This window comes from Winogradskyella immobilis (genome assembly GCF_021887715.1).
Taxonomy (GTDB): Bacteria; Bacteroidota; Bacteroidia; order Flavobacteriales; family Flavobacteriaceae; genus Winogradskyella; species Winogradskyella immobilis.
Genome location: NZ_JAIQXX010000005.1, coordinates 21,569 through 35,877, shown reverse-complemented (window position 1 = coordinate 35,877; position 14,309 = coordinate 21,569). Strand labels below are relative to the sequence as shown.

Sequence of the window (14,309 nt, the reverse complement as noted above, 5' to 3'; positions counted from 1 at the left end):
ACAAAATTAACTTTTTGATATTACAACAGAGTCTTCTTTAGGAAGGCTCTTTTTTTTGAATACATTATCTAGCTTAAATTGAATATATATTTCTTCTTCATCTCGCTCTACCCGTATTCTAATGGTTTTACCCTCTTTGTCATGAAATACAGCATTTACTTCTTGTAGGGACATTTGGCTCGTCTTCTTATTATTTATAGATACAATAATATCCCCTAATTTTACACCAGCTGCTTTAGCATTTGATGACTCACGCAATTCTACAACCTGAAAAGCTGGTTTTAAAGTATATATATAGCTTAAAGCAAAATCTACACCTAGCGCCCCATCGTTATTTTGACTCCTGTAGATATCAAAACTATTTTTTCTATCTTGTTCTTTTACAATTCTAGTACCTCTTTGTTCTAGAGTAATACCGCTATTATTATAATAAAATGGTTCTTTAAAATTTGTGTTTTTCTTAAGCTGCATTTTCTTTCCCGCATAGTCCATATAAATATTAAAACGCTTTAATAAATATCCTGAAATACTTCCATTTCTATCTTTATAATTCCGTGCTGTACTTAAAGACAGTGAGTCCGGAAAGGCCACATTAACATTATCTATATTAAAAGAATTTAATTTAAATCTATTCGCCTTAGATCGTTTTCCATAAACAGAACCACTTAAACCTTTTCCTAAAAAATCATCGAAATAAAGCTCTCCTGGTGGCATTATCCCTAAATTTTCATCTTCAAATAACCATAATGCATCACTTCCTCCAGAATCAATAAGAAGTTTAACATGCTTAATCTCTGATTCAATCTCTACTTCAGCATTTAAATAAGGCTTTCTATTGTATAAACTAATAGGGATCGTTTCCCATTTAGAAGATGTTTTATATTTAAATGTTTCTGGTTTATATAATCTTATATATTTAGAACTATAATTAATCTCTACTACAAAATCTTTAAACACATCATAACCTATAATACCATGTACTGGTATACCTAATCTTGGAGTAAAATTTATAGAAGCATCAAAAACTACTGAAACATCTTGATTAACACAAATAGCTTCTCCTATTTTTAAAATGTTACGTCTTGACCTTAAACCTCTAATTGATCCACCTCCTCCTAAACCTCTTAAGTATACAGTCTCAGTATTTTTAATTTGCAAAGAATCAGAATTTACTAAATTAAAAAGTATAGGCTTGCTTACACCTGTATCTAAAACAAATGATAATTCGGCTCCATTAAGTTCTACAGGTATAACTATTATATTATTAACAAGTTTAAATTTAATTTTGGAGCTTTTCTCTTTAGACAAATTAAAAGCACCTTGCCCAAATGTGTTTGCACTAAAAAAGACAGCTATAAATAAAGTAATATATCTTAAACCATTCGTCATTAAAATCCACTTTATATTAAAAATACAAATCTTTATTAAAGTAAATAATTTTAAGGCATTTTTTTAAATAAACTTTAAGTTTTTTCAGAACTTAGCACTTTAAACAAAGAATTATGCCATCTATTTCAAATAAAGGCCATAAAATGCCTCAATCCCCAATTAGAAAATTGGTTCCTTATGCTGAAAAAGCTGTTAAGGAAGGAAAAAATGTTTATTATCTCAATATAGGACAGCCAGACATAAAAACACCAGAAGTTGCTCTTAATGCTATTAAAAATTCTACCATAGATATATTAGCTTATTCAAGATCCGAAGGCTCAGAAACCTACCGTAAAAAAATCGCTAATTATTACAGTAAAAATAACATTCAAATAAAGCATAATGACATTATAGTCACTACAGGAGGAAGCGAAGCTCTTTTATTTGCTTTTGGTAGTATTATGGATTCTGGCGATGAAGTTATAATTCCTGAACCTTTTTATGCAAATTATAATGGATTTTCAATAGCATCTGGTGTCAATGTAGTGCCTGTAATTTCTAAAATCGAAAACAACTTTGCGCTACCTCCAATAGAAGATTTTGAAAAACTAATAACACCAAAAACTAAAGCTATCCTTATATGTAATCCTGGAAATCCAACAGGATATTTATATTCTAAAGAAGAAATAAAAAAACTCGCTGCATTAGTAAAAAAACACGATTTGTTTTTAATTGCTGATGAAGTATATCGAGAATTTGCTTACGATGGAATTTCACATTATTCAATTCTTGAAGAACCTGGATTAGAAGATTATGCTATTGTTATAGACTCTGTATCTAAACGTTATAGTATGTGTGGCGCACGTATAGGTTATTTAGTATCCAAAAACACTGCTATAGTTAGCACAGCATTAAAGTTTGCTCAAGCCAGATTAAGCCCACCTACTTTAGCTCAAATTGCAAGCGAAGCGGCTTTAGACACACCTCAATCTTATTTTACAGAAGTTATTGAAGAATACGTAGATCGACGAAATACATTAATTTCTGAACTCGAAAAAATTGAAGGTGTAAAAGTAGCTAAGCCCAATGGTGCTTTTTACTGCATAGCAGAATTACCAGTAAAAAATTCTGATGATTTTGCACAATGGCTATTAGAAAGCTTCAGCTATGAAAATGAGACTGTTATGGTTGCTCCTGCTGCAGGCTTTTACTCATCGCCAAACATGGGTTTAAACCAAATTAGAATTGCATACGTACTTAAAGAAGAAAGCTTAAAAAAAGCAGTAACAATTATACGAGAAGCTTTAAAAGTCTATAACAATTAATGATTATTCAAAAAGATATTTCTTTAGAGAATTACAATACATTTGGCATTAATGCCAATGCAAAGCAATATCTTAACATTAATCATATAGATGAACTTAAAAAAGCTTTAAAGCTGTATCATTCTAAAAAATTATTAGTTCTAGGTGGCGGCAGTAATCTGTTAATTACTAAAGATATTGATGCACTTGTGCTTCATATTAATCTAAAAGGCATTCGTATTAAAAGTGAGACCGAAACACATGTCATTATTGAAGCACAAGCTGGAGAAAATTGGCATAATTTTGTACAGTGGTGTTTAGAACGAAATTATGGAGGTATTGAAAATTTATCATTAATTCCAGGTAATATTGGTACAGCTCCCATGCAAAATATTGGAGCTTATGGTGTTGAAATTAAAGATGTTTTTGAAAGCTGCGAAGCTATAAAAATAGACAATCAATCTATAAGAATATTTTCTAATAACGATTGCCAATTTGGTTATAGAGAGTCTGTTTTTAAACAGTCGTTAAAAGAACAATATATCATTACTAGTGTCTGCTTAAAACTAACAAAACATAACCACAATCTAAAAACAGGTTATGGAGCTATTAAAACTGAATTAGAAATCTTACAGATAGAAAACCCTACTATTCAAGATGTTTCTAAAGCTGTAATCGCAATCCGAGAAAGTAAATTACCTAACCCTAAAGATATTGGTAATAGTGGGAGTTTTTTTAAAAATCCAATCATTTCAAAGCCTCAATTCTTAAATCTTCAAAAGGATTTTCCAAAAATTCCACATTATGTGGTTTCAGAATCAGAAATTAAAATTCCTGCTGGTTGGCTTATAGAAACTGCAGGTTTTAAAGGCAAACGCTTTGGAGATTATGGTGTCCATAATAAACAAGCACTTGTACTCGTTAATTATGGCAATGCAGCTGGAGAAGACATTTTTAAACTTGCTCAACTCATACAAAAAACAGTGTTACGTCTATTTAAAATAAATATTGAGACAGAAGTAAACATTATTTAATTTGTATTTTAACACTTTATAACTCTTAATTACATCAACTAAATTAACACTAAAACTTTGAGTTTAAATACTGAACAACGTATTATTCAACTACTACAACGCGAAGATAAATATGCGTTAAACTTATTGTATGAAAATTACTCAGCTAGTTTATATGGTGTTATTTTAAAGGTAACCCAAAATGAGGAAGTTGCTGAAGACGCATTGCAAGAGACATTTATAAAAGTTTGGAAAAATGCAAAAAAATATGATGCAACAAAAGCTAAATTATTTACTTGGCTCTATAGAATTGCCCGTAACACTGCCATTGATAAACTTAGGAGTTTTAATAATCGATTTCATAAAGAAGTCCAAATCGATAAATCTAACGTATATATACTCCCTTCAATAAACTTTAACCAAGAGGTTATGGATATTAAGGAACATGTTGGACGTCTTGAAGAAAAGTATCAAATTGTATTAAATGCACTTTTCTTTCAAGGCATGACACAGCAAGAAGCAAGTGATGAACTTGAAATTCCTTTAGGTACAGTAAAATCGAGATTAAAGATTGGTTTAAGGGAATTAAAAAAAGTTTACGACGTATAAATTATTAGTTTATGGAAGAAAAACTACATACTTTTTTACAATCTGGTTTACTAGAAAAATATCTAGTCGGAGATACTTCTATTGCAGAAAATTTGGAAGTAGAGCATTATATAGAATCTTACAAAGAAGTATCAGATGCTTACAACAAATTACAAACAAACCTAGAAATTGTTGCTAAAACTAACGCAGTTGAAGCACCTTTAGGAGTTTTAAACAATGTTTTAGAGGCTACAAAGAAAGACCCTAAGGTTATAGTTATACCTCAGCATAAAACATCTTGGTATAGTATTGCCGCAACCATAACTGCATTTCTATTTGCAGGGTCGAGCTTATATTTATATCTAAAAAATCAAGATTTAAATTCTGAAAATCAAGTCGTTATTGAAGAAATTTATGATTTAAGAAGTGATATAGATCAAAACAATTCGCAACTAAGCAAGCTGTCTTCTGAGCTTAACAAATTAAACAACCCTGATACTCAAAAGTATGTACTTAATGGTAATGAGCGCGCTAAAGATTTAAAAACAGTAGCTTACATTAACCCTATTGACAAAACATCAATGATTGATGTCATTTCTTTACCAAAACTACCTGAAGAACAATATTACCAAATAAGAGCTGAGTTTGAAGATAAAATGGTAAGTTTAGGATATTTAGATGATTCTGAACGTCGATTAAGGTCTATACCTTATCTAGAAGATGCTTTAGCACTTAGTATTACTATTGCTAATAAAAACGGTGAGTCTTCACTCGAAGATAAAGAAGTTGCTGAAATTTCTTTAAAAGGAGATAATTAATATATCATAAAAAGTTAATTAAAAAAGCCACCTATAGGTGGCTTTTTTAGTAACAATCGTTATTCTTTATCAAAAAATACTTTGTGTATTAACCCCGCTACAATAGCTCCTGCAATTGGAGCTACCCAAAACAACCACAATTGCCCTGTATAATCTCCGCCTGCAAATAAAGCTTGACTTGTTGAACGTGCAGGATTAACCGAAGTATTTGTAATAGGGATGCTGATTAAATGAATCAGTGTCAACCCTAAACCTATAGCTATAGGCGCAAACCCTTTTGGTGCTCTAGCATTTGTGCTTCCTAAAATAATTAATAAGAAAAAAAGCGTTAGTAGAAACTCTGCTATAAGTGCAGATTGCATGCTAAAGCCATCTGGTGACAATGCATCATAGCCATTGGCTGCAAAACCACCTATATCAGTAAAATCAGATTTTCCGCTAACTATAAGATATAAAGATCCTGCTGCTACAATAGCTCCTATAAGCTGCGCCGTAATATATCCAAGTAAAGACTTCGCTTCAAATTTGCCTCCAGCCCACAATCCTAATGATACTGCTGGATTAAAATGACCTCCGGAAATATGACCTACAGCATAAGCCATGGTCAGCACTGTTAAACCAAAAGCCAAGGATACACCTACAAATCCAATACCCAAGTCTGGATATCCTGCTGCGAAAATTGCACTCCCGCAACCTCCAAAAACCAGCCAAAATGTTCCAAAAAACTCTGCAAATAATTTTTTCATATATAAATCAGTTATTAGTTAATATTCTATATATTAAGACTCTTAAATGCTGTTAAAAGTCACATTACGTTCAATATTAAATAAGTAAAAAGCACTATCTTTGTATTAAATTTATTTAAAATTATTAGCTTTAAGATGAAACTCTTCTTTATAACATTAGGTTTATTAGCAATTGCTTTCGCTGGAATAGCAATAAAAATTTGGGCAAAAAAAGATGGTAAGTTTGCTGGTACTTGTGCAAGCCAAAATCCTATGTTAAACAAAGACGGTGAAGCCTGTGGGTTTTGCGGTAAGCTACCAGATCAGTTTGATAGTTGTTCTGAACCTCAACACTCATAGATTTTAAATGATTATTACGGTTCTTTTCTATAGTTTTATTGCTATTACCGTAATTCAATCTATTTATTACTTTCTTTTTTTAAATTATTTTTCCTTATCAAAACCAGAGTCTGGCAAACTTAAAAACGTTCCGATCTCTGTTATTGTTTGCGCTAAAAATGAAGCTGAAAATTTAAAAGAGAATTTACCTCTTATTATAAACCAAGAGTATTCAAATTTTGAAATCGTTTTAGTTAATGATGCTTCTTGGGATGATACTTTAGAGGTGATGAAAAGTTTTAAAGCACAAAATGATAATATTCAGATTGTAGATGTAGAAACTATTGAACAATTTTGGGGAAACAAAAAATACGCTTTAACCTTAGGTATTAAAGCTGCAAAAAATGACTTCCTTTTATTTACAGATGCCGACTGTAAACCTGTTTCTGAATATTGGATTTCAAAAATGAGTTCGCATTTTTCAAATTCAAAATCATTGATTTTAGGTTATGGCGCTTATAAAAAAACCAAACACTCTTTTTTAAACAAACTAATACGGTTTGAAACCGTATTAACCGCCATTCAATATTTTGCCTATGCAAAACTAGGAATGCCTTATATGGGTGTTGGCAGAAACTTAGCCTACAGAAAAGAATTGTTTTTTAACAATTCAGGGTTTATGAATCATATGAGCATTAAATCTGGAGATGATGATTTATTCGTAAACGAAATCGCTTCAAATAAAAATACAGCTATTTGTTTTTCTAAAGATAGTTTTACCGTTTCTGAGCCTAAAACCAGTTTTAAAAATTGGTTTATTCAAAAAAGAAGGCATGTGAGTACTTCTAAGTACTATAAAAAAAGTCATAAATTAATTTTAGGCCTTTTTTATATTAGTCAAATATGTTTTTGGGGCTTAGCAATTACTTTGTTAATCCTAAATTTTCAATGGCAAATTGTCTTAGCTTTAATTTTGTTTAGGTTTGTGATACAGTTAATTAACTTTGGTTACGCTGCTAAAAAACTAGATGCCTTAGATCTTTTATTTCTTGCGCCAATTTTTGAACTCTTTTTAATTAGCATGCAATTATCTATCTTTATTGCTAATCTTATTTCAAAACCAAATCATTGGAAGTAAAAGAGGCTATTAAACTTGCTAAGCAAAACAATCAGATTGCATTTAATTTTCTGTTAGATAAATTCTGGAATAGTGTATATGGTTTTCAATTAAAACGTACTGAAAATGAAAATGATGCTGAAGATATTTGTATACAGACATTTTCTAAAGCTTTTGATAAAATTGAAACTTATGATAGTAAATATAACTTTAAGACTTGGTTGATTACCATTTCAAAAAACCTTCATGTAGATTTAATCAGAAAACATAAATCTTCAATTAATAGCAAGATTCAAGATAATAGCAATGATGACGTTTATAATATTGTTGACGAATCTCCAACACCCGAAGATAAAATTATTACAGAACAAAATTTAGCAAAACTTTTACGAGACATAAAACAATTAAAACCACATTATCAAGAGGTTATTAACTTAAGATACTTTCAAGAATTGAGTTATAAAGATATTTCTAAACAACTCAATGAGCCTATCAATAATGTAAAAGTAAAATTATTAAGAGCCAAAAAACTTCTCGCAGACATTATAATAAAAACAGATGATTACAACACTTAAAAAACTTGGCCCAGGACTTTTATTCGCTGGTGCTGCTATTGGTGTATCACATTTAGTGCAATCTACTAGAGCTGGCGCAGATTTTGGTCTAGGTTTATTATGGGCATTACTACTTGCTACTTTATTTAAATATCCTTTTTTTCAGTACGGCGCGCGTTATGCTTCAGCTACTGGTGAAAGTTTATTAGATGGATATAAGAAATTAGGCACCCCAATTCTCATCATTTACTACATTTTATCATTTGCTACAATATTTACTATACAAACTGCAGTTACTATTGTTACTGCAGGCTTAGCTACAACACTTTTTGGGGATTTTTCCCCAATAGTAATTGGAGGTACAACTATTTCTAGTATTCAAATTTGGACTGTTATAATAACTATAATATGCTTAGCTATTGTGCTAAGAGGAAAATACAAGTTATTAGACGTCCTAATGAAAGTAATCATTATCACGTTAAGTATTAGTACAATAGGAGCAGTAATTGTAGCGCTAACAAATACTACTGAGCCTCTTAATTTTACACAAGTATTCCCTAAAGGCACTATTGAAATAGGCTTTTTAGCCGCTTTTATGGGCTGGATGCCAGCGCCTTTAGATATTGCTGTTGCTCAATCTTTATGGACAGTAGAAAAAAAGAAAGACACAAAATCATTCAATACTAAAACTGCACTTTTCGATTTTAATATTGGGTACATAAGCACTATAGTATTAGGGGTTTGTTTTGTTTTTTTAGGCTATTTAATAATGTATGGTAGTGGTGAAACCTTCAGTAATTCTGGTGCTTCTTTTTCTAATCAACTGATTCAAATGTATACATCTAGTTTAGGGAATTGGGCATATATTATTATTGGTATTGCAGCATTCACCACCATGTTTAGCACTACGTTAACGACCTTAGATGCGTCACCAAGAACAATGCATCGTTCTTCTCAATTATTATTTAAAAAAGAATTTTCTAAAGGATTTTTATTTTGGGCTTCAATTTTAGCTATTGGGACTATCATCATCTTTTTTGCTTTTGCTTCAGAAATGGGATTATTAGTAAAAATAGCAACCATATTATCTTTTATAACAGCCCCATTTTACGCCATCATTAATTATTGGCTTATTAGAAGTAAACATATGCCTCAAAATGCTAAACCTCAACGTTGGCTTCATCTATTAAGTTGGGCTGGCATTATATTCTTAACCAGCTTTAGTATTTGGTATCTTACCACACTATAAAGATTTTTTTAACGTAATACTTTGTATCTTTGTTTTCTTATTTAAGATTTTAATGCATACTGATATTACAACACCTTCAAAAGAACGCCAACCTAAGCCAAAATGGTTACGTGTAAAACTACCTACAGGTAAAAAATACACTGAACTTAGAGGCCTAGTAGACAAGTATAATCTTAATACGATTTGTACCTCTGGAAGTTGCCCTAATATGGGAGAATGTTGGGGAGAAGGCACAGCTACATTTATGATTTTGGGAAATATCTGTACGCGTTCTTGTGGTTTTTGTGGTGTAAAAACAGGACGACCAGAAACCGTAGATTGGGACGAACCTGAAAAAGTAGCACGCTCTATAAAAATTATGCAAATTAAACACGCGGTTTTAACCAGTGTGGACCGTGATGACTTAAAAGATATGGGAAGTATTATGTGGGCAGAAACTGTAAAAGCTGTTCGCCGAATGAATCCTGAGACTACACTTGAAACTTTAATCCCTGATTTTCAAGGAATAGAACACCATATCAATCGTATCATTGATGTTGCCCCAGAAGTGGTTTCTCATAACATAGAAACTGTTAGAAGACTTACTAGAGAAGTACGCATACAAGCAAAATACGATCGCAGTATGGGAGTCTTAAAATATTTAAAGCAACAAGGACAACGACGAACTAAATCTGGTATTATGTTAGGTCTTGGTGAAACACGAGAAGAAGTCATAGAAACACTCCACGATTTAAAAGCTAATGATGTGGATGTAGTAACCATTGGTCAGTATCTTCAGCCTAGTAAAAAACATCTCCCTGTAAAACAATTTATTACACCAGATCAATTTGAAGAATACAAATCTATTGGTCTTGATTTAGGATTTAGACATGTAGAAAGTAGTGCACTTGTACGCTCATCTTATAAGGCGCAAAAACATATTAACTAATGATTAAAGTAGCTATCAATGGTTTTGGTAGAATTGGACGACGTGTTTTTCGTTTAGCGCTTAACAATCCTTTAATTAAAATTGTTGCTATTAATGATTTAGCTGATGCGCATACATTGAGTCATTTATTAAAGTACGATAGCATTCATGGGGTTTTAAACCAATCTGTTGGTTATAATGAAGAAGGTATTAGTATTGAAGACGAAGTTATTCCTCTAATAAATCAAAAAGATATAAAGCAGATTAATTGGACTGACTTTCAACCCGATTATGTTATAGAGTCTACTGGGAAATTTAAAACAAGTCAACAACTTAACTATCATATTAAAAATGGAGCTAAACGTGTTATTTTAGCTGTACCGCCTGCAGATGACAGTATAAAAACTATAGTCTTAGGCATAAATGAATCTATTTTAGATGGTGATGAAACCATCATTTCTAATGCGTCTTGTACTACAAATAATGCAGCACCAATGATTGCTTTAATGCATAAACACTTTACGGTAAAACAAGCTTATATTACCACTGTACATTCATACACAACAGATCAAAGTTTACACGATCAACCTCACAGAGATTTAAGACGAGCTAGAGCTGCAGGACAATCCATTGTTCCTACTACAACAGGTGCTGCTAAAGCATTGACAAAAATATTTCCTGAATTATCTAATGTTATTGGAGGTTGCGGCATAAGAGTTCCTGTTGCTAATGGATCTTTAACTGATATTACTTTTAATATTCAAAAAAACGCTGATATAACTGCCATAAATGCTGTGTTTAAAAACGCTGCTACTAATGAATTAAAAGGAATTTTAGAATATACTGAAGACCCTATAGTTTCTATTGATATTGTCGGAAATACAAATTCTTGCATCTTCGATGCGCAAATGACTTCTGTTATAGGAAATATGGTGAAAATCATCGGTTGGTACGATAATGAAACAGGTTACAGCAGTAGAATTATTGATTTAATTTGCAATTTATCGAAGAAAAATGTGCTTTTGTCGGATAAATAGTTATATTTGTTCTTATTAAGTATACTGAAATGTCCCAAATCAGAAACTACATATTTGTTTTTTTAATAGCTATGAGCACTTTTTCTTTTGCTCAAACTCTTAATACACAAGACACCAAAGCTTTAATTGAAATGCTTGATGAGCATCTTAAAGAACACAAAAAGCACATCGATGTTAGAGATTATTTTAAGGCTAAAGAAAGTTTAACTAAAGCTAAAGAAATTGCCGTTAAACTTAACAACCCTAAAAATGAGGCTATTATTTATACTAAAATGGCCAAGAATGAATATTATTTAAATGAGTTAGATAAGGCTTTTGAATTTTTAGATAGAGCTACAGAGATTCAACGTAATCCAGAATATGAAATTGATCTTGCCCTAACCTATAAAGTCAGAGGATTTATACTTAGTAGTAAAAACGAATTTGACGACGCCTTACAATATTACAAATCAGCTTTAGACATATTTGACAAACTTGGCAAAGAAAGATACAAGCCTGAAGTGATGTTAAATAAAGCTAGAGTATTCATCAGTCAAAAGGAATATACCAAAGCAAAAGATCAATTAGAGTCAACCATTGAATTAGCCGAAAAGCATGATGAAAAATTAATACAAAGTGATGCTTTAATACAAAGTGCAAAAGTATATTCAAAGTTAGAGAATAATAGTATCGCACAAATAAATGCTAATGATGGCCTTAAAATAGCTAAAGATAACAACTACTCAAGAGTCATTAATGATGCTTATTCTACATTAAGTGAAATTTATGGAAAATCAAAAAACCTTGAAAAAGAACTTCTCTATTATAAGAAACACATTGGCATGTCTGATTCACTTCAAAATATTCAGCGTGAAGATTTTTCAATAGAACAAGGAATTATTAGTGTTCAAAAAAACAGTTCAGATGAGCAGCTAAAAGATCAAATTGACGAAGCTTTTGCGGATAGTAATTTAGCACGTATAACTACCATTTTAAGTATTTCTTTAATTACAATCTTATCATTATTAACACTGTCGCTCTATAAGAACAACAATATTAGATTAAGAACTAACAATATGCTTCATAAAAAAAATGATGAACTTATTGTGGCTAAAGAGAAAGCCGAATTAGCTTCTAAAACTAAAGCTAATTTCTTATCTACGGTAACGCACGAGTTAAGAACACCTTTATATGCTGTTACAGGTCTAACTAATATGTTACTAGACGAAGGTCCTAAAGAAAGTCAAATTTCACATTTAAAATCATTGAAATTTTCTGGAGATTATCTATTGACTTTTATTAATGATATTCTTCAAATTAATAAAATTGAAGCTAATAAAGTAGAGTTAGATCCAGAGCAATTTAATCTTAAAAAGAAAATAGGAAATGTTATTTCTGCCCTTAACAATTCAGCATTAGATAATGGGGTAGAAATACATTACGACTACGAAAAAGATTTACCTGAAACTTACATTGGAGATCAACTTAAAATATCTCAAATTTTAATTAACCTATTGGGTAATGCCATTAAATTTACAAAAGATGGTGATATATGGGTAAGAGTTACTAAGATCAATCAAAATAAAAATGATTATCGTTTACGTTTCGAAATTGAAGACAACGGAATAGGTATTTCGCAAGAGAAACAAGATAATATGTTTGAAAGTTTCTCTCAAGGTTCTGTACAAATCAACAGAAAATATGGTGGTACAGGTTTAGGCTTGTCTATTGTTAAAGGATTAATTCAAATCTTAAAAGGTAAAATTTCTTTAAAGAGTGAACTTGGAAAAGGAACGACATTCTTCTTTGAAATACCACTAACCTACCAAGAGCCTAAAAAAGCAGTACCAAAAATCAGTGAACAATCTAAAAACTTCAAAGAATTGGATTTAAGTAATATTAAAATTTTAGTTGTGGAAGACAACAAAATCAACCAAATGATCACCAAGAAAATCTTAAATAAAATGGGATTATTCTGTGAAGTGGTAGATAATGGTGAGGAAGCTGTAGAAAAAGTACGTAATACAGAATATGGCGTTGTTTTAATGGATATACATATGCCAGGTATTAGTGGATTAGAAGCTACCAAACGTATTAGAGTATTTGATAAAGAGCTTACCATTTTTGCTTTAACAGCTGTAACACTCGAAGATAAAATGCATGAGTTTGACGAAGCTGGTTTTGATGATATCATCTCTAAACCGTTTAAGCAAGAAGACTTTGAGAAAAAACTATACCATGCACTTGCCGAAGGAGAAAAAACAGCTGCTAACAGTTAATTTACAAACGTTGTAACCATAGTATTAAACGTATTAGAATCATCAATTTCTAATGTAATAGGCAAATAATACAATTTATCTCTTAACAATTCAACCTCAGATAGGCGTACATAATCTTTTTCCGTAGTTACTATAAAAGATTTCTTTTCTAGCAATTCAATATCTTTAGGTCTAAAGCTATAATGATCCCCATACTCTAAGTGTTCAAAATTTAATGTTTTTGAATGTAAAAAATCAACCAAAGGTTTTGCATTTGCAATTCCTGTCACTAGAGTAAAATGAGGCAGTTCTTGTAAAGACATCTCAGAACTCCAAGATTGCACAGAATTTGAATAGTCTATTGTACTAAAAAACACTGTTTGATTAGGATTTGGCTGTATTCTCTTTTTAATATCTTCTTTTTCAGAATCACTTAAATCTTTAGGGCATTTTGTCACCACAATTATATGAGCTCTTTCTACTCCTTGTTTAGGTTCTCTTAAATTACCTGTTGGTAAAACAATATCTTTATAAAACAGATTATTATACGCTGTAAGCACAATATTTAAACCTGAATTTACTTTACGGTGTTGAAAAGCATCATCTAACAAAATAACATCTGGCGTAGGTTGCAAAGCTAACAACTCCTCAATACCATGTTGTCTATCTTCATCTACAGCTACAACAATATCATCTTTAAATTTTTTATAAAACTGAAAAGGTTCATCACCTATTTTATCTGCATTTGCTTTTGCATCTGCTAAAACATAACCACTACTTACTCTTTTATAACCTCTACTTAAAGTAGCCACATGTTTTGTGGGTTGCAACAAACGAATGAGATACTCAATCATTGGTGTTTTTCCAGTACCACCAGTACTTAAATTACCAACGCATATCACTGGTAAATCATAAGATTTTGAAGATTTATAACCAGAATCATACATGCGATTTCTCAACCAAGTCACTGAATAGTATATGGGCACAATTGGAAATAATATGATTCTTAGAATTTTCATAATAACGAAAGTAATTATTTATATTTGAACAAAC

Annotated in this window: 14 protein-coding genes; 11 read left to right on the top strand and 3 right to left on the bottom strand. The window is 31.2% G+C overall.

Annotated features, from left to right (window positions below; all coding sequences use genetic code 11):
* Positions 1-6 precede the first annotated feature (6 nt).
* Positions 7-1,389, bottom strand: a complete 1,383-nt coding sequence (locus tag K8Z87_RS05190; RefSeq protein WP_227476428.1) for an aspartyl protease family protein — start codon at positions 1,387-1,389, stop codon at positions 7-9.
* Between the two features lie 113 nt (positions 1,390-1,502).
* Between K8Z87_RS05190 and K8Z87_RS05185 the strand changes: the two genes are divergently transcribed.
* Genes K8Z87_RS05185 through K8Z87_RS05170 form a run of 4 tightly spaced genes read left to right on the top strand, consistent with a single transcriptional unit; the run spans position 1,503 to position 5,091 of the window.
* On the top strand, positions 1,503-2,693 hold the full coding sequence (locus K8Z87_RS05185) for a pyridoxal phosphate-dependent aminotransferase (protein ID WP_227476427.1): 1,191 nt from the start codon (positions 1,503-1,505) through the stop codon (positions 2,691-2,693).
* Positions 2,693-3,706 (top strand): UDP-N-acetylmuramate dehydrogenase, encoded by a 1,014-nt coding sequence (murB, locus tag K8Z87_RS05180; protein WP_227476426.1) that lies wholly within the window; start codon positions 2,693-2,695, stop codon positions 3,704-3,706. Before K8Z87_RS05185 ends, murB begins: the two co-directional genes overlap by 1 nt.
* A gap of 57 nt (positions 3,707-3,763) precedes the next feature.
* A complete protein-coding gene (locus tag K8Z87_RS05175; RefSeq protein WP_227476425.1) occupies positions 3,764-4,294 on the top strand; it encodes an RNA polymerase sigma factor in 531 nt (176 codons plus the stop codon).
* Positions 4,295-4,305: 11 nt separating this feature from the next.
* Positions 4,306-5,091, top strand: a complete 786-nt coding sequence (locus tag K8Z87_RS05170) for an RNA polymerase subunit sigma-70 (protein ID WP_227476424.1) — start codon at positions 4,306-4,308, stop codon at positions 5,089-5,091.
* A gap of 59 nt (positions 5,092-5,150) precedes the next feature.
* Here K8Z87_RS05170 and aqpZ read toward each other — a convergent pair whose 3' ends face one another.
* Positions 5,151-5,837 (bottom strand): aquaporin Z, encoded by a 687-nt coding sequence (gene aqpZ / locus K8Z87_RS05165; protein ID WP_227476423.1) that lies wholly within the window; start codon positions 5,835-5,837, stop codon positions 5,151-5,153.
* 135 nt (positions 5,838-5,972) lie between these two features.
* Between aqpZ and K8Z87_RS05160 the strand changes: the two genes are divergently transcribed.
* From K8Z87_RS05160 to K8Z87_RS05130, 7 genes are all read left to right on the top strand, one after another.
* Positions 5,973-6,176: a membrane or secreted protein gene (locus K8Z87_RS05160; RefSeq protein ID WP_227476422.1), complete on the top strand. Its 204-nt coding sequence runs from the start codon at positions 5,973-5,975 to the stop codon at positions 6,174-6,176.
* Between the two features lie 7 nt (positions 6,177-6,183).
* Complete coding sequence (locus K8Z87_RS05155) at positions 6,184-7,293, top strand: glycosyltransferase (protein ID WP_227476421.1); 1,110 nt, start codon at positions 6,184-6,186, stop codon at positions 7,291-7,293.
* Complete coding sequence (locus tag K8Z87_RS05150) at positions 7,284-7,847, top strand: RNA polymerase sigma factor (protein ID WP_227476420.1); 564 nt, start codon at positions 7,284-7,286, stop codon at positions 7,845-7,847. Before K8Z87_RS05155 ends, K8Z87_RS05150 begins: the two co-directional genes overlap by 10 nt.
* A complete protein-coding gene (locus K8Z87_RS05145) occupies positions 7,831-9,075 on the top strand; it encodes an NRAMP family divalent metal transporter (RefSeq protein WP_227476419.1) in 1,245 nt (414 codons plus the stop codon). Before K8Z87_RS05150 ends, K8Z87_RS05145 begins: the two co-directional genes overlap by 17 nt.
* Positions 9,076-9,127: 52 nt before the next feature.
* A complete protein-coding gene (gene lipA, locus K8Z87_RS05140) occupies positions 9,128-10,003 on the top strand; it encodes a lipoyl synthase (protein WP_227476418.1) in 876 nt (291 codons plus the stop codon).
* The gene (gene gap, locus K8Z87_RS05135; RefSeq protein ID WP_227476417.1) at positions 10,003-11,019 is read left to right on the top strand and encodes a type I glyceraldehyde-3-phosphate dehydrogenase; all 1,017 of its coding nucleotides are present in this window, start codon (positions 10,003-10,005) and stop codon (positions 11,017-11,019) included. The genes lipA and gap overlap by 1 nt, the downstream gene beginning before the upstream one ends.
* 71 nt (positions 11,020-11,090) lie before the next feature.
* Positions 11,091-13,277 carry an ATP-binding protein gene (locus K8Z87_RS05130; RefSeq protein ID WP_227476416.1) on the top strand — a complete coding sequence of 729 codons (2,187 nt, stop codon included), beginning with the start codon at positions 11,091-11,093 and terminating at the stop codon, positions 13,275-13,277.
* Here K8Z87_RS05130 and lpxK read toward each other — a convergent pair.
* Entirely contained in the window at positions 13,274-14,275 is a 1,002-nt protein-coding gene (gene lpxK, locus K8Z87_RS05125; RefSeq protein ID WP_227476415.1) for a tetraacyldisaccharide 4'-kinase, read from the bottom strand. The genes K8Z87_RS05130 and lpxK overlap by 4 nt on opposite strands.
* Positions 14,276-14,309 lie beyond the last annotated feature (34 nt).

Bases quoted from the DNA above. Each gene is read 5' to 3' on its own strand.
- K8Z87_RS05145 (WP_227476419.1), top strand. From the start codon at position 7,831: ATGATTACAACACTTAAAAAACTTGGCCCAGGACTTTTATTCGCTGGT.
- lipA (WP_227476418.1), top strand. From the start codon at position 9,128: ATGCATACTGATATTACAACACCTTCAAAAGAACGCCAACCTAAGCCA.
- murB (WP_227476426.1), top strand. From the start codon at position 2,693: ATGATTATTCAAAAAGATATTTCTTTAGAGAATTACAATACATTTGGC.
- aqpZ (WP_227476423.1), bottom strand. From the start codon at position 5,837: ATGAAAAAATTATTTGCAGAGTTTTTTGGAACATTTTGGCTGGTTTTT.
- K8Z87_RS05170 (WP_227476424.1), top strand. From the start codon at position 4,306: ATGGAAGAAAAACTACATACTTTTTTACAATCTGGTTTACTAGAAAAA.
- K8Z87_RS05130 (WP_227476416.1), top strand. From the start codon at position 11,091: ATGAGCACTTTTTCTTTTGCTCAAACTCTTAATACACAAGACACCAAA.
- K8Z87_RS05160 (WP_227476422.1), top strand. From the start codon at position 5,973: ATGAAACTCTTCTTTATAACATTAGGTTTATTAGCAATTGCTTTCGCT.
- K8Z87_RS05155 (WP_227476421.1), top strand. From the start codon at position 6,184: ATGATTATTACGGTTCTTTTCTATAGTTTTATTGCTATTACCGTAATT.
- gap (WP_227476417.1), top strand. From the start codon at position 10,003: ATGATTAAAGTAGCTATCAATGGTTTTGGTAGAATTGGACGACGTGTT.
- lpxK (WP_227476415.1), bottom strand. From the start codon at position 14,275: ATGAAAATTCTAAGAATCATATTATTTCCAATTGTGCCCATATACTAT.
- K8Z87_RS05185 (WP_227476427.1), top strand. From the start codon at position 1,503: ATGCCATCTATTTCAAATAAAGGCCATAAAATGCCTCAATCCCCAATT.
- K8Z87_RS05190 (WP_227476428.1), bottom strand. From the start codon at position 1,389: ATGACGAATGGTTTAAGATATATTACTTTATTTATAGCTGTCTTTTTT.